The following is a 14,856-nucleotide window of genomic DNA, read 5'->3' as shown; positions in this document are numbered from 1 at the left end:
GAGCGCCTAACCGCGCCCGCCGGCAAGTCGCGCACGGTATCGGGCGCCGCGCAGCCCATACATCGCGATCGTACCGAACGCCGGGCCCAACGCGAGCGGCGCGAAGGCGTAACCCCAACCCCATTGCGCTACCCACACCGGCACGGCGCGAATGCTCGCGACGGTGAGCAGGAAGCCGAGACACGTCTGCACGGTGAGCGCGGTGCCGACATACTCGGATGGCGACAGCTCCGTCACGCACGCCGAGAACTGCGCCGAATCCGCGACGATGGTGACGCCCCAGATCAACGTGATGGCGCCGAGCAGCACCGGCGATGCGCCGGCGCCGTACGCCGCGCCGATGCCTAACGCACAGGCGCCGCTGACCACCATCGCGGTCATGGTCGTCGTCGTCCGGCCGAACCGATCCGCGAACGCGCCGGCGATCACGCATCCGATGGCCCCGGAGGCGACCGTGATGAACGCCATCATACTCGGCACCGTGCGGGGAAGCGCGTGCTGCGCCGCCACCGCCGCCCAGAACAGCGCGATCCAGCTCCACATCGCGTAAAGCTCCCACATGTGCCCGAGATAGCCCGCGATCGACAAGACCACCCCGCGATCGGCGATGACACGACGCAATCCCCCGAGGCTCACTGCGGCCGACGGCGCCTGGTATGGTCCTTCGCGCACCGCGAGCAGGAGCAGCGCCGCCGCTGCGAATGCCGCCGCCGCCGAAACCAGCAGCACGCGGCGCCAGTCCTGGTTAGGCGCAAGCGCGCTGATGAGATGCGGCGACGCCGAGCCAATCGTCAACGCCCCTACCAGTACGCCGATCGCGAGCCCGCGACTCGAGCGCCACCACCCGGCGACGAGCTTGATGCCCGGCGGGTACACACCAGCGAGCGCGGCTCCGGTGACCGCGCGCAGCACGAGCGCCCCGGTCGCGCCGTGGACCCGCTCCGCAATGAGCAGCGTGGCCGTGCCGGCGACCGCGGCGCTCCAGCCGGCCAATCGCTCGGCACGCCACCGATCGCTGAGCATGAACACCGAGGCGATCAGCGTGCCGGCGACGAAGCCTAACTGCACCGCCATGGTGAACCACGGACTGGTCGCTTGTGCCAAGTGCCACTCGGCGATCATCGCCGGGGCGGCCACCGTCGCACTGAACCAGGGTGACATCCCGAGCACGAGACACAGAGCGAGAATCGCGAGCTGGGCCCGCGCTCCCGGCTGGTTAGGCGTCACGCGGCGCCCAACATGGCGCGGCCCGCGGCCGCGCGATCGAGCGCCACCTCACGGCTTTTACCTTCGAACATGACGATGAGCCGGTCGGCGAGCGCGAGCACCTCGTCCAGGTCGCTCGAATAGACAACGACTGCCGCGCCAGCTTCGCAGGCGTCGAACAGCCGGGAATGCACGGCGGCAGTAGCCGCGATATCGAGCCCGCGCGTCGGATTTTCCACGATCAGCACGCTGGGATGCGGTTCCAGCTCTCTCGCCAACACCAGCTTCTGCTGATTCCCGCCCGAAAGCGTCGAGACGAGTGCGTCGGCCGACTGGGCGCGCACATCGTACTCGATCAGGATCTCGGCGGCGCGCGCTCGAATGCGTGGCCACGCGAGGCGTCCTCGTGCCTGACCCGCCTCATGGAGCGCCAGGTTCTCAGCGACATCGAATTCAAGTATCAGCCCGTCGCGAAGTCGATCTTCGGGCACGAACCCCACTGTGGCTGGCGCGTCGACGTGTCCCGACGATGGCGGCAGACGGCCCGCGAGGCAGAGCAGCAGCTCGTGCTGGCCCGCACCGTCGACTCCAGCGACGCCAAGCAGCTCGCCCGAACGCACCGCCAGGTTGACGTCCCGCGTGCGCATCACGCCGCGCTCATCGCGCACGGCGAGATGCTGAGCCGCCAGCACGATCGGGCCGGCGTGTCGACGCTCGCGACGTGTCGCGGTGGGCGCTGCTCCGCCGATCATCGCGGCGGCGAGCTTCGAGTCGTCGACATTGGTGACCGGCTCGGCGAGGATCGTTCGACCGTGCCGCAGCACGGTCACCTCGTCGGCCGTCGCGAGTGCTTCCGGCAGCTTGTGCGTGATGAGCACCGCCGTGCCGCCAGTATCAGCGAACCGGCGGAGCATCGCCAGTAGGTCCTCGGCTTCGGAAGGTGCGAGAACCGCGGTCGGCTCGTCGAGGATCAGGATCCGGGCGCCGCGGGCCAGCGCCTTCACGATTTCGAGCCGTTGCTGGGCGCCGACCGACAAGTCGCCGGCGCGCACGTCCGGATCCAGGCTGAAGCCGACCATCTCGCAGATGTCGCGGACACGAGCGCGGACGCGGTCCGCACGATACGCGCCGTGTCCGCCTAACGCGACGTTCTCGGCGACGCTCAGGGCAGGGATCGAGCTGAAGTGTTGGTGCACCATGCCGATGCCTAACTCAATCGCGGCCGCCGGCGACGGCAGATCGACAGTGCGGCCGCGCACGCGAATCGTGCCGGCATCCGGTCGCACGAGGCCGAACGCCACCCGCATGAGCGTGGTCTTGCCGGCGCCGTTCTCGCCCAGGAGCGCGTGCACCGATCCATCGCCCACGACCAGCGATGCGTTTTCGAGCGCCCGCACCGAACCGAAGCGGCGCGCGATGTTCTCGAGCGAGAGCGCGGGAGCGGCGTTCACAACCCCGTGGGAGCGTGCAGGAAGATCCACGGCGTCGCGAACCTGGCGCTCAGGTCTGCGGCCAGCGCCTGCACGCCAAGGGTCTCCGTCGCATAGTGACCCGCATAAACGACGACGATGCCAAGCTCTTCGGCATCGATGGACGTCCAGTGCGCACCCTCGCCGACGATCAGCGTGTCCACGCCCCGAAGCGCAGCTTCGGCGAGGGTATCGTGCGATGCGCCGGCGCCGGTGCAGATGGCCCAGCGCCGCGTTACGCGCTCGTCGGCGCACGTCGAGTGACGAACGAGGCCGCCGTAGCGGCGCGCGAACGCGGACGCGCGCTCGATGATCTCCACGGTCGGCGTATTCGCCTCACCACCGACCCCGATGTCGACGCTGTGGTGCCGGGCGAAACCGAACGTCGTCGTTAGGCCAAGCTCGCGGGCCAACAGAATGTTGTTTCCGACCGTCGGATGCGCGTCGAGCGGCAAGTGCGCCGAGTAGAGTCCCACGTGATGCGTGATGAGCGCGTCGATGCGACGCAGGGCAGGTCCTCGGAGCGGGCGCAGGCCGCCCCAGAACAGTCCGTGGTGCACGAGCAACAAGTTCGCGCCGGCGGATATCGCCCCCTGAATGGTCTGCTCGCGTGCATCGACGGCCGCGGCGACCTTCCCGATCTCGGCGTCCGTGTCTACCTGAATCCCGTTGAGCGCGTTGGCATAGTCCGGAATCTCCCTGATGCGCAGGAGCTCGTCGAGGTACTGCGCGATGTCGGAGAGTACCGGCATGCTCAGCGCGAATGAGTCGAGTCGACGAACTCGATGCGCGGCGGGCGAACGCGCCCGTCGAGAATCGCTTGGCGAGTGGTGTCGAGCGTCGCCCGCAGCCCAGGCGGAATGTGCGACGCGAGCGCAGGGTTGATCACGAGCTTGGTCACGTCCGAGCGTGTTCCCAAGTAGAGTATCCCAGGCTTGAAGGTCCCGGCCTTCACTTCACGCGCCACCGTTAGGAACGCGTGCGGCAGATCGATCACGACGCTCGCGATCACGACGGTTGGAGCAACGCTGCTCTGATCGGAATTCGCCCCGAAAACGTACACGTTCTTCGATTCTTTCGCGGCCTCGAAGATACCCAACCCCGCAGCATCGGCGTTCTGGAAAATGAAGTCCGCGCCGCGCTGAATCTGTGCCAACGCCTGCTCTTTTCCAGCGCTCGCGTCATCCCAGTTCCCGATGTACGACGTGAGCACAGTAACGCGCGGATCCACCGCATGCACGCCCGCCGTGAAGGCCAGGAAGCTGCTCTTGACGGGCGGAAGATCGGTTCCGCCAATGACACCGACGACGCGCGAATGCGAGAGCGTTCCCGCGATGACGCCGGCCAGGTACGACGGTTCCTCGAACCCAAAAATCATCGGAGCGACGTTGGCGCCGGAGCGATTGCCAGACGTCGTTATGTAGACCGTATGCGGAAATTCGGGCCCCACGCGCGAAGCGGCATCCTGGAACTCGAATCCATGGCCGAAGACGAGATTGTATCCCTGCGCTCCGTACGCCCGAAAGTTCTCCTCGAAGTCCGCAGGCGTCTTCACTTGGATGTTGCTGATATGCGCGCCAAGACTGTCTCGAATGCGGAGTAGACCTTGATACGCGCCGGCGTTCCAGGCATGGTCGGAAATAGGACCGGGAGTAAGAAGAGCCACCTTGAACGCGGTCGAATCAGCTGCACCAGCACCCGCGCCAGTCCCGCAACCGGTCATCACGCATGCGATTGCGGAAATGTGGAACAATGTGGAGAACAGTCGCACTCGGCTGTGCACACTTGGCATAATGGATTGATTTGTATGGCGTTATGGACGTGTAAAAAACAAGGAAGGCGATAACCAATTGTGGGTTATCGCCTTCAACCTAGCGCCGGACCTGGCCGACTGCGGAGTGGACCGCTAGCGCCCAACCGCGAGAGCCGCCACTTCGGCGACATCCGACTCGACGTGCTCTTTGGCATCCGAAATCCGAACCGTCCCGTTGATCCGGCCGCCTTCCACGACGGCGATCGCTCGCGTGTTGATGTCGCCGTGTATGACCGAGGTGCTCTGCACCTCGAGGCGTTCGCTGGCAGTGATCGTACCTTGAACCGTACCTCCGATGACCGCCTCCCGCGTCGTGATGTCGCCACGAACCTCGCCCTGGCGGCCTATGAGCACCTGTCTGCCGGCGTTGATCGAGCCTTCGACGCGTCCTTCGACGCGAATCACGCCCTCCGTTTCAATGTCGCCGTCGATGCTGGTTCCTGCGGCGATGATCGAGAGCGATGAACTGCTTCCGCCGCCGTGCGAGGCGCCCCGCGCCTCGTCCGATGCGCGCGCGTCCTTATTGAAGATCGCCATTCGAGGGTCCTTGTTTCATGAGCGACATGGGATCGACGCTCGTGCCGTTGTGACGCACTTCGAAGTGAAGGTGCGGGGGAAGGGTACCGGTCTGGCCGCCTAACACACCGAGGACGGCGCCGGCGGCGACCCGACTCTTCTGGGTCACTCGCACGTCGCGGAGGTCGGCGTATGTCGTCTCATACCCGTCGCTGTGTGCGATGCGGAGTGTGGCGCTGCCCGAAGAATCGACACTGACCTCGACGACCGAGCCGGCGCCCGAGGCACGAACTTGGGTGCCTGGCGGTGCCTCGATGTCCATTCCGCTGCTCGATGCCGTCGTGTCGTCGCGAGCGACAATAGTACCGGCGACGGCGAGCGGCCAGTGACTCGGTATCGACTCGTCCGTGGAGTCGGCAGCCTTCGCGCTCGGTGCGGCCGCCGACGTCGCTGTCGGCGTAGTGGCGCCAAGCATGTGCTGTACTTGCTGAAATCTTCCCTCGAGCGCCGTGAGCGCCGCTTGCAGCGTGTCGAGGCGCGTGACGTCGTGTTGAAGGGTCTGAACGCGATGCGTCAGTCCGGGAACCCGCGCCGCCTGGGTCGCCAGGAAAAACCAACTCAGTACGACGATGGCGAGAAGCGTCCCGAGCGCATACGCGCCGCGGCGAAGGAGACGAACCTGGCGCTGCGTTAGGATAATGGTTCGATTGGCCAGTCCGCTTTCACGCTGCACCTGGATGATCATCGAACCAGCATGCGGCGTGTAGATATTGCCGTAACCGCGTCCAGACAGTTTTTCGCTGGGGTCGTTCGTCACATCGCGTCTCGGCTGCTTCCCAGGATGAGATCGAGAATTCGATCGAGATCGTCGGCGGAATAGAAGACGATCTCGATTGCCCCGCGTCCCGAGTCGCGCTGACGGATGGATACGTCTGTCTGCAAATGCCGTCGGAGCTCTTCGCCGACGCGACGTACCTCAGCCGGCGTTTCGGTCTTGGCACTGCCTCGACGCGCTCGCGGACGCGAACGCGGAGATTGTCCGGCGCGAGCTCGCTGTTCGACGTCGCGCACCGTCATCCCGTTGGCAACGATTTCGTTGGCAAGGGCGATCAGCTCACGCTCCTCGGTGATCGCGAGAAGAGCACGCGCGTGTCCCAGCGTAATGTGGCCGTCCTGGAGGATGCGTCGCACCGATTCCGGTAAGCTCAGGAGCCGCAAGATGTTGGCAACTGTCGTCCGGTCCTTTCCGACGAGCTCTGCAATCTGCTGTTGTGTTAGTGTAAAGTCACTGATAAGACGCTGATATCCTAACGCCTCTTCGATCGGGTTCAGGTTTGACCGCTGGAGGTTCTCGACCAAGGCGAGCGTAAGAAGCATCTGGTCGTCGATGTCCCTCACTACCGCTGGGATGTCCTCCCAGCCGATCTTGGTCGCAGCTCGCAAACGCCGCTCCCCGGCGATCAGCTCGAAACCGTCCCCGTTCGGTCGCGGGCGAACGACTATCGGCTGAAGCAGCCCGTTCGCCTTGAGGCTAGCCTCGAGTTCCGCGAGCTCATTCGGCTTGAATTCTGTACGCGGTTGATACGGATTCGCATGGATCCGCGCGACGGCTATACGCTGAAGCTGCCCTCGGCTGACCTGTTCAGTCGTGCTCTGATTGGGGCGTGTCGCCAGCAGCGCTTCGAGGCCGCGCCCTAAGCGGCGAGGCTTGTCAGTAGACATTTACGGATGTGGGTGAATGGTCTCGAGCGGATTCATAACCGCCTCGATCGTCGCTTCAAGAACGCAGCAGTCCGTTCGCCCGGAAGAGCGGCCGGACCCAAGTGACTCGAGTCAGTCGGCTCTCGCAGGGATGTCCGGCATCGAGGGACGATCGCTAAGCAAGGCAGCCCGTGTGAAGTCGCCGCTGCGCCGATAGCGCTCGAGCAGCTCCCGCGCGACGCTGACATACGCTTGCGCACCGGCCGACGCCACATCGTAGAGAATGATTGGTTTACCAAAGCTGGGTGCTTCGGCCAATCGGACGTTCCGCGGGATGACCGCATCGAAAACCTTGGGACCAAAATATTCGCGCGCGTCGGTTGCGACCTGGCGAGAGAGATTGAGCCTCGCGTCGTACATCGTCAGCAAGACACCATCAATCGCAAGCTCAGCGTTTACGCCGCGCTGAATCATGTGGATCGTATTCAGCAGCTGCGAGAGCCCTTCGAGCGCATAGTACTCGCATTGAACCGGTATCAAGACGGCATCCGCAGCGGCGAGCATGTTGACCGTCAGGACGCCCAGTGACGGCGGGCAGTCGACGAGGATGAAGTCGTAGCGCGAGCGGACCGGAGCGATCGCGTCGCGCATCGCCAACTCACGTCGCGGACTGTCGACCAGCTCGACCTCCGCCCCCGCTAGATCAGGTGTCGCCGGAGCAACGTCGAGATGAGCGAACTGGATTGATCGCAGGATCACTTCGGAGAGAGGGCACTCTCCGATCAGGGCGTTGTAGACGGTGCGCGCGACTCGTTCGCCATCAAGGCCGACCCCACTCGTCGCGTTGCCTTGCGGGTCGCCATCAACCAGAAGGGTTCGCTGCTCAGCGACCGCGAGGCTCGCAGCGAGGTTTACGGCAGTGGTCGTCTTGCCCACGCCTCCTTTCTGATTGGCAATCGCGATGACCCTAGCCACCAGTCGCTTCCGTCCGTCTGAGGGTCTCTAACAACACGTTCGCGCGCCGCCAATATAACGAGTGATTCTTCAATGGAAGACCCTTCTCGCGTTTCACGTGAAACATCGACTCTCCAGAAGGCAGAGTTCCACGTGAAACATTGCAGCAGTCGTGGGCGAGTTTCAGCGACAGCATAAGAACAACATATAATCACTTGCGCGCCAAATAGACTTACGGCTCGATAAATCGCCACCTGCCGCTAACATCTACGCTAACGGTTTCACTCCCTGGGGTGATCGGCGTCTCCGACCCAGCCGCCAATGCCATCCGCGCGCCAAACTGAATCGGGCGGGGCGCGGCTTGGGATGTCAGCTCGATCAGTTCGCCTAACCGGCCACCGGCGCCCTTTGCCATGGCGTCCGCATCGCCGCGCGCTCGCTGGACGGCCTGGGCAAGCGCGGCTCGCCGTGCATCATCTTCGTTAGACGACGAAAACTCCAACGAATTGATCGTGTTCGCGCCGTGGGCGAGCGCCGCGTCGATGAGCGCGCCCAGACGATCGATCTTCCGAACGTCGACGCTGACCGTGTTCGATGCCGTGTAGCCGACGATGCGCGGCGTACGCTCGCTGTTCGTCGTCGGCGCGCTCTCCGGATAGAGGCTGTATTCCACCGTCGAGATCTGCTGGTCGGTGATGCCTAACGCCTTGAGCGCATCGATCACCGCGCGCTGCCGGCGGGCATTGTCGGCACTCGCTTGGGCAGCCGTCGCCGCCTTCGTCTGAACACCAATCGACAGCGTGGCACGATCCGGGGTGACGCGGGCTTCGCCGTGCCCGCTCGCGGTGATCGTCGGCCCGCGCTGCTGGACGCTGCCCCGGGCACTCGAATCTTGTGCGCAAACCGGATGTGCGATCGCGACGCACAAGAGGAACGCAAGGATCCGCACTGTCAACCTCCCGTGATGAGCTCCGCTCGGCCGGAATGGCCGGGCGCTTTATTAACAGAATGCGAATATTGCGTCAATCGTCGGAGACCGCGTCCACCGAGGCGTCCGCCGCATCGCCCGCCGGAACCCGGGACACGGGACGCTTGGTCACCTCGAGCACCAGATTCTGCAGATCGCTGGGACTGATCCCCGGGATGCGCGCGGCCTGCGCCAGCGTCAACGGACGGATGGCGCCCAGCTTCTGCCGCGCCTCGAACGAGAGCGACCGCATGCCGGCATACTCGATGTCTGCGCCTAACGCAAAATCGCCCATGCGCCGCAGCCGCGACGCCTGCACCCGCTCTCGCTCGAAATATCCGGCGTACTTGAGCTCCAGCTCGGCCGACGCCACGGCCTCCGCCGAGAGCGCGCCGCGGACGCCCGTGGCGCGCATCACGGCGTCGAGCGACACCCCGTGCCGCTTGGCGAGCTCGGCGATGCGGACCGCGTGCACGAGCGGCGCACTGCCCGCGGCGTCGAGCAGCATCCCGACCTCGCCGGGATCCGCGCTCGTCTCGCGAGCCAGCCGGAGTGCCTGATCCTCGTCGCACAGGCGCCGCTCGACGGCCGCGATTTCGGCGCTCGAGAGCATGCCCAACGCCATGGCGCGAGGCGACAACCGCCTGAGCGCATTGTCCTGCCGCACCGTTAGGCGAAACTCGGACCGCGACGTGAACAGCCGATATGGCTCGTCGACGCCTCGCGTCACCAGGTCGTCGATCAGCACGCCGATGTACGACGTTTCGCGTCCGAGCACGAAGGCGTCGTCGCCGTGCGCGGAACGCGCTGCGTTGATTCCGGCCACCACGCCCTGGGCCGCCGCCTCCTCGTATCCCGTGGTGCCGTTGATCTGCCCCGCCAGATACACGCCGCCGAGTGCTTTGAGTTGCAGCGTCGAGTCGAGCTGGGTCGGCGGATAGTAGTCGTACTCGATCGCGTACCCGGCGCGCGTCATCCGAGCGTGCTCGAGACCCGGGACGGCGTGCAGGAACTGCAGCTGCACGTCGACAGGGAGCGACGTCGAGAGCCCGTTGACGTACAGCTCCGCGGTGTCGTGTCCCTCCGGCTCGAGAAATACCTGGTGCCGTTCGACGTCTGGAAACTTCACGATTTTGTCTTCGACACTCGGGCAGTATCTGGGGCCGCGCGAGGCGATCGCTCCGCCGTACATCGCCGAGCGATCGATGTTGTCGGCAATGATGCGCTTCACGTCTGCGCCGGCGTAGGTAATCCAGCACGGCAGCTGCGCGGGATGTCTGGTGCCGGCGGCAGTCCGACGAGGCGTCGGCCAGAAGTGCGACCATGTAAAGTCGAACGCCTCCACTTCGCTGTCTTGCCGCTCGAGACGAGTGAGGTCGACCGACCGGCCGTCGACGCGCGGCGGCGTTCCGGTCTTGAACCTCGCAACCTTTAGTCCCAGATCCTCGAGTTGCTGCGCGAGATGAACGGCCGGCGCGTCGCCCGCGCGTCCGCCGGCGAGCTTGGTGTCCGTGCCGATGTGAATGCGGCCCCGCAGAAACGTGCCGGCGGTGATGACGACGCATCGCGATGTGAAACGCCGGCCCTCGAGCGTCTCTACGCCTAACGATCGGCGCCCATCCTGATCGATGAGCAGGCGGGCGACTGTGCCCTGGATCGTGTGCAGCGTCGGGTGCTCCTCGAGGAGCGATCGGACGGCGCGACGATACAGCCCGCGATCACACTGTGCACGCGGCGCCCACACCGCCGGTCCCTTGCTGCGATTGAGCATCCGGAACTGGAGCGTTGCGAGGTCCGTCGCACGGCCCATGATTCCGCCAAGCGCATCGACTTCCCTCGCGACCGTGCCTTTGGCGATGCCGCCGATGGCAGGATTGCACGACATCTGGCCGATCGTCTCGAGCGCAGCGGTGATGAGCCCGACGCGCGCACCAAGTCGTGCAGCCGCGACCGCCGCTTCGGTGCCGGCATGACCGGCTCCGACGACGATGACATCCAGATCCATCTCCGGGTTTGAAACGGAGGAGGTATGCACGCTCATGCGAGAAAGCTAATCGCCCGGTGCAGTCGTGCAGGTAGACACGTCGAGCGCCTCGCGACAAACTTGAGACATGCCGCTTTCTCTGTCGTCGGACCTGCCCACGATGCTGATCCGCAAGGCGGCTTTCGAACGCGCCGGGTTGGCGCGTGCTGCGATCGACGCCACGTTCGGGCTCACGCCGGATGAGTTCCGCGTCGAGGGAGAAATCGTGGCCGTTGGACCGCTTCATGCCGATGACGCGATCGTCCAACTCACCGAGCAACTCGAATCGCTCGGTCTTGTCTACTTCGATGATTTCGTCGAAATGAGCGGCAACTGGCCGGCGTGGTTAGGCGTGTGGGTGGCCGGTCGCATGGACTGACGCCGACGTCAGGTCTTCACATCGTGGCGCGGCTGCTCGTGCGTTTGGACTTGAGGAGACAGCGCGCCGTTTCGCAGCAGTCCTTCCCAGTTGCACGCATAACACCAGCTGGTGCGAAACCAGGGCATGAGCAAATTCCAGCCGCGTGACTGGACGCGCAGCGTGGGTGTGTCGCAATTGGGACAGCGATCGCCGTCCGGCAGCAGGCAGAGGAAGAAAATGGTCGCCGCGACGATGCGTAGCACCACGAACGCAATGAAGACGATTGCGAAGACCAACGCATCCGACATGGGGCGCACCTCGTGTTGCACCATATACGGAGTGCCGGCTACGCGCGCAAGCGTCCGAACCTGGTGCCCGATCGACTACGACGGCAGCTCGAGTTGCTTGGCGATCGTGGTCCAGCGCTCCACATAGGCCACGCCATTTTCGAGGCGCTCGATCACGACTTCAGCGTCCACGGCAATGGATGTTCCGTCGAGGCTAGCGGCGGTCGCTATCTGACGTTTGCCCTCGACCTCGAACGCGATTTGGCCGCCCGCCGATCCATCGATGGACTTCGTGACCTTGGCCAGGTGTCCCTGGAGCTGATATCGCTCGTCCGGGACGTCACGCGCAGCGCTCGGCAGTGCCCATCCGGCGATTACCGCAACCATGCCGATGCCGCCCGCCACGGCTGCGGCCGCCGCGATCACGACAGTCGCGCCGGGCTGAAGGGATGTGTACATGGCCAACGGGTAACCGACGATACCGAAGAGCATCGCCGCGGTGCCGATTGTTGGAAGATTGAAATATTTGACCCAGCGGCCGCGGCGCTGATCTCGATCGATGCCGGCGATCATGCTGACTACGCCGAGGACCAGGCCGAGTATGAACGTGGAGAGAAAGAGTACGCGCATGGATCGAATACGAGGCTCGCAAACGATGGTGATGCTGCAATGATGTCCGATGTTGCTCAGTCGAGATCCGGCCCCAGTCCAACAAGGTCGAGCAGTGCTAGAGCGTTCGTCGATGTTGCGAGGCCATCACGGAGTCGATAGTCGAAGTGCAAGACGGGCGTGCCGCTCGTGCGATCGATCGAATCAGCGAAGGACACGCAGCGGGCCGCGCTCTGAATGGGTTCCGCCGCGGCGAGCGAAAGATCGTGCGACGTGACGGCGCCGACGGCACCAGCTTCGAGAAGATGGCCCAGCACGATCCGAGCGGCAACACGTCGCTCGGATGAATTGGTTCCGTGCAAGATCTCGTCGAATAAATACAGTACCGGCGGTTGGCCGGGCTCGTGTGTGCGCGCGTCGTCGACAACGGTCTTGAGTCGGCGCAGCTCGGCCATGAAGAGGGAGACGCCCTCGGCAAGCGAGTCTTCGATGCGCATAATCGCGCGTACACGGAACGTGTGGCATCGATACCGCGTCGCGCAGACCGGACCGCCGGCCTGCGCGAGCACGCAGTTCACTCCCAGCGCGCGGAGCAGTGTGCTCTTGCCGGACATATTGGACCCGGTGATGAGGAGGAACGTGCCCGGCGGTCCAACGGTGACGTCGTTGGCGACGCGTTGGGCATCGGCAATCAGCGGATGCGCGATACCTTCGGCTTCGACGGTGGCGGGTTCGTCGTCGTGGACGTCGGGGAAGGTCCACAGCGGCTCATCGTACGCAAGCGTCGAAAGAGCGGCGAGAGCTTCGACTTCGCCGAGGGCTCCGAGCCAACCGCGCACATGTCGACCTGACGTTCGTTTCCAGGCGTCGAACGCCGCGCCCACATGGAAGTCCCACAGGAAGAGCCAGTCGAGCGCGAAGTGAAGCATTGGCGACTGGCGCACTTCGGCCCACGCGGCGATGCGCTCGACGCGTCGAAGCGCGACTGCGGCGCCGCCCCCTTCGCGAAAGCGGGTTGCCATCTCCTCCAGGCGCGGCGCGTGGAATTTCGTTCCGGCAATCGCCGTCAGCATTGCGCGATGACCGCCTAACGCAGCAAACGAGATGGCCGGTATCGCGCCGCTCTCCCGCGCGAGCCGCCGGGCGAACACACGGAAGCCGCGCGCAACGACGACCGCGGCCAGCCACCATGGTTGGGCAAGAGTCCCCGCCGCCTGCAGCAGCATCGCGGCGACGATCAACGCGGTGAATGCGCGTCCGCTCCATTGTAAGGCGCCGCGTTCGGAGAGCGGCCCATCGGATTCGCACCAGAGGAAGAAGCGCTCGAGTGTCTTCGGACTGAGATCGCCGATGCCGATGGCGAGCACGCCGAGCTCGACTCGGATGTCGTCGCGTGCGGCGAGCTCGCGAACTGCGGCCTGTCGCTCGGTGATCGTTGCGGCGGTGGGCGGTGGGCCCACCAGCCACCCGAGCAGCGTCGGCCGGCCGGGGGCCGACGATGCAACGTCGAGCAGTTGGAGGACACTCGATGGCCCCGTGATCGCCAGGTCGGTTGCGTAGGGGTGAGTCGTAAGGTCGTCAGTCACGCGCGGCAGGGGGAGCGCGCCCCAATCGCGCGCGATGCGGCGGACGGCGCGCTCGTGATAGATCCGTCGGTGATCGAGCGCGGCGAACGCGGCGCGATTCGCGCGGTGGCGCCTAACGAGAACGGCGAAGCCGGCGACGGCGATGCCGGTCGCGATCAGCGAGAGCCATCCATACGGTGCTCCCGGGATCACCGCCCAAGCCGCCGCCAGCACGAAGAGCGCGAACGCAAGCAACCGGATTTGCCCGATGCGTCGGCCTCGGGCCGCGACGGCAGCGGCCTGCTGCGCGCTTTCGTCGGCGCGCGAGCGATGCCAGACCGCCGGCATCGGCGGCAGCGTTGCGTTAGGCGCTGTAGTCACTGGAGCGCCGCGCGCGCTTCGAGCGCACCGCCGAGAAACTCGATCACGCGCGCCTCGGCGTAATACATCGGTCGCCATGGCGCGACGCCGGAGATGAACCCGACGTGTCCGCCCTTGGCGACGAATTCGATGTGCAGCGCAGCGTTCGTGCCCGCGATGGTGCGCACGTCATCGAGCACGGACGACGGCAGAAACGGATCGTCGACGGCATTGAGCAACAGCGTGGGCACGCGCACACGGGCGAGCCAGTGGATCGAGCTCGATTGATCGTAGTAGTCTCGTGCGGTGCGAAAGCCGTGAATCGGCGCGGTGACTGCGTCGTCGAAGTCCCAGAGCGTCGTCGCTCGCCGGATGGCGCGCGTATCGAGGTCTCCCGGAAAGCGTGCCGCTTTGCCCATCGCCTTCTTCCGCAGACTGCGCAGAAAGTAGGACTCGTAGAGTCGCGAGAGCCCGAGCTGCAGGTGCCGCGATCCCCGCGCCAGATCGAACGGCACCGAGATCGCGGCGGCCGCGACAACCTGCGCCGGCACGGTATCGGACTGTTCGCCAAGCCACTTGAGCAGCACGTTGCCGCCAAGAGATACTCCCGTTAGGACAATCGGCTGCGCCGGCTGCTCGGCGATCAACGTCCGGATGACAAAGTCGAGGTCGCCGGTTTCGCCGGAGTGATACGAGCGCAGCAACCGATTCGGCTCGCCGCCGCACGACCGAAAGACCAACACATCGCCTGCCCAACCGCGTCGATGCGCCGCCGCCAGCAGGCCCCGCGCATAGTGCGACCGCGACGAGCCCTCCAGGCCGTGCAAGAGGAGCACGCGCGGGTGTTCCGGTCCGGCATCGAGTCGATCGATATCGATGAAGTCACCGTCGGGTGTGTCCCATCGTTCTCGGTGCGTGTCGATGCGGGCTCTCCGGCGGATCACCTTGCCCCACAGCGTGCGGGCGTGTGCGCCCGGTATCCACCATGCGGGTCGATAGCGCAGCGGTCCGCTCACGCGTCTGGG

15 protein-coding genes are annotated in these 14,856 nt (G+C 65.1%); 1 reads left to right on the top strand and 14 read right to left on the bottom strand.

Features of this window, described 5'->3' with window-relative positions; all coding sequences use genetic code 11:
- Positions 1-6 precede the first annotated feature (6 nt).
- From VFW04_17470 to mnmG, 10 genes are all read right to left on the bottom strand, one after another.
- Entirely contained in the window at positions 7-1,227 is a 1,221-nt protein-coding gene (locus tag VFW04_17470; GenBank protein ID HEX5181126.1) for an MFS transporter, read from the bottom strand.
- Positions 1,224-2,687, bottom strand: coding sequence for an ABC transporter ATP-binding protein (locus VFW04_17465; GenBank protein HEX5181125.1), 1,464 nt, complete (start codon positions 2,685-2,687; stop codon positions 1,224-1,226). Before VFW04_17465 ends, VFW04_17470 begins: the two co-directional genes overlap by 4 nt.
- Positions 2,654-3,427, bottom strand: coding sequence for a Nif3-like dinuclear metal center hexameric protein (locus VFW04_17460; protein ID HEX5181124.1), 774 nt, complete (start codon positions 3,425-3,427; stop codon positions 2,654-2,656). Before VFW04_17460 ends, VFW04_17465 begins: the two co-directional genes overlap by 34 nt.
- 2 nt (positions 3,428-3,429) lie before the next feature.
- The gene (locus VFW04_17455; GenBank protein ID HEX5181123.1) at positions 3,430-4,398 is read right to left on the bottom strand and encodes a BMP family protein; all 969 of its coding nucleotides are present in this window, start codon (positions 4,396-4,398) and stop codon (positions 3,430-3,432) included.
- Between the two features lie 183 nt (positions 4,399-4,581).
- Positions 4,582-5,025 carry a polymer-forming cytoskeletal protein gene (locus VFW04_17450; protein HEX5181122.1) on the bottom strand — a complete coding sequence of 148 codons (444 nt, stop codon included), beginning with the start codon at positions 5,023-5,025 and terminating at the stop codon, positions 4,582-4,584.
- Positions 5,009-5,821 carry a M23 family metallopeptidase gene (locus tag VFW04_17445; GenBank protein ID HEX5181121.1) on the bottom strand — a complete coding sequence of 271 codons (813 nt, stop codon included), beginning with the start codon at positions 5,819-5,821 and terminating at the stop codon, positions 5,009-5,011. Before VFW04_17445 ends, VFW04_17450 begins: the two co-directional genes overlap by 17 nt.
- Positions 5,818-6,726, bottom strand: coding sequence for a ParB/RepB/Spo0J family partition protein (locus tag VFW04_17440; GenBank protein HEX5181120.1), 909 nt, complete (start codon positions 6,724-6,726; stop codon positions 5,818-5,820). Before VFW04_17440 ends, VFW04_17445 begins: the two co-directional genes overlap by 4 nt.
- A 111-nt stretch (positions 6,727-6,837) precedes the next feature.
- Positions 6,838-7,680: a ParA family protein gene (locus VFW04_17435; GenBank protein HEX5181119.1), complete on the bottom strand. Its 843-nt coding sequence runs from the start codon at positions 7,678-7,680 to the stop codon at positions 6,838-6,840.
- A gap of 211 nt (positions 7,681-7,891) precedes the next feature.
- Positions 7,892-8,608 carry an SIMPL domain-containing protein gene (locus VFW04_17430; GenBank protein ID HEX5181118.1) on the bottom strand — a complete coding sequence of 239 codons (717 nt, stop codon included), beginning with the start codon at positions 8,606-8,608 and terminating at the stop codon, positions 7,892-7,894.
- A 73-nt stretch (positions 8,609-8,681) separates the two neighbouring features.
- Positions 8,682-10,667, bottom strand: coding sequence for a tRNA uridine-5-carboxymethylaminomethyl(34) synthesis enzyme MnmG (gene mnmG / locus VFW04_17425; GenBank protein ID HEX5181117.1), 1,986 nt, complete (start codon positions 10,665-10,667; stop codon positions 8,682-8,684).
- A gap of 70 nt (positions 10,668-10,737) precedes the next feature.
- Between mnmG and VFW04_17420 the strand changes: the two genes are divergently transcribed.
- Positions 10,738-11,028, top strand: a complete 291-nt coding sequence (locus VFW04_17420) for a hypothetical protein (GenBank protein ID HEX5181116.1) — start codon at positions 10,738-10,740, stop codon at positions 11,026-11,028.
- A gap of 8 nt (positions 11,029-11,036) precedes the next feature.
- Here VFW04_17420 and VFW04_17415 read toward each other — a convergent pair whose 3' ends face one another.
- The 4 genes from VFW04_17415 to VFW04_17400 form a co-directional block, all read right to left on the bottom strand.
- Positions 11,037-11,318, bottom strand: coding sequence for a hypothetical protein (locus VFW04_17415; protein ID HEX5181115.1), 282 nt, complete (start codon positions 11,316-11,318; stop codon positions 11,037-11,039).
- A 75-nt stretch (positions 11,319-11,393) separates the two neighbouring features.
- Positions 11,394-11,870, bottom strand: coding sequence for a hypothetical protein (locus VFW04_17410; GenBank protein ID HEX5181114.1), 477 nt, complete (start codon positions 11,868-11,870; stop codon positions 11,394-11,396).
- A gap of 113 nt (positions 11,871-11,983) precedes the next feature.
- Positions 11,984-13,852: a hypothetical protein gene (locus VFW04_17405; protein ID HEX5181113.1), complete on the bottom strand. Its 1,869-nt coding sequence runs from the start codon at positions 13,850-13,852 to the stop codon at positions 11,984-11,986.
- Positions 13,849-14,847 (bottom strand): hydrolase, encoded by a 999-nt coding sequence (locus tag VFW04_17400; GenBank protein HEX5181112.1) that lies wholly within the window; start codon positions 14,845-14,847, stop codon positions 13,849-13,851. Before VFW04_17400 ends, VFW04_17405 begins: the two co-directional genes overlap by 4 nt.
- Between the last annotated feature and the right edge of the window lie 9 nt (positions 14,848-14,856).

Source organism: Gemmatimonadaceae bacterium (assembly GCA_036273715.1).
Taxonomy (GTDB): domain Bacteria; phylum Gemmatimonadota; class Gemmatimonadetes; order Gemmatimonadales; family Gemmatimonadaceae; genus JADGGM01.
Note: the sequence above shows the minus strand (reverse complement) of the source record. Positions and strands in the feature narration are given on the sequence as shown.

What these genes read in the sequence shown, in the direction of transcription:
- VFW04_17460 (HEX5181124.1), bottom strand. Translation starts at nt 3,427, where the DNA reads ATGCCGGTACTCTCCGACATCGCGCAGTACCTCGACGAGCTCCTGCGC.
- VFW04_17455 (HEX5181123.1), bottom strand. Translation starts at nt 4,398, where the DNA reads ATGACCGGTTGCGGGACTGGCGCGGGTGCTGGTGCAGCTGATTCGACC.
- VFW04_17450 (HEX5181122.1), bottom strand. Translation starts at nt 5,025, where the DNA reads ATGGCGATCTTCAATAAGGACGCGCGCGCATCGGACGAGGCGCGGGGC.
- VFW04_17440 (HEX5181120.1), bottom strand. Translation starts at nt 6,726, where the DNA reads ATGTCTACTGACAAGCCTCGCCGCTTAGGGCGCGGCCTCGAAGCGCTG.
- mnmG (HEX5181117.1), bottom strand. Translation starts at nt 10,667, where the DNA reads ATGAGCGTGCATACCTCCTCCGTTTCAAACCCGGAGATGGATCTGGAT.
- VFW04_17420 (HEX5181116.1), top strand. Translation starts at nt 10,738, where the DNA reads ATGCCGCTTTCTCTGTCGTCGGACCTGCCCACGATGCTGATCCGCAAG.
- VFW04_17415 (HEX5181115.1), bottom strand. Translation starts at nt 11,318, where the DNA reads ATGTCGGATGCGTTGGTCTTCGCAATCGTCTTCATTGCGTTCGTGGTG.
- VFW04_17410 (HEX5181114.1), bottom strand. Translation starts at nt 11,870, where the DNA reads ATGATCGCCGGCATCGATCGAGATCAGCGCCGCGGCCGCTGGGTCAAA.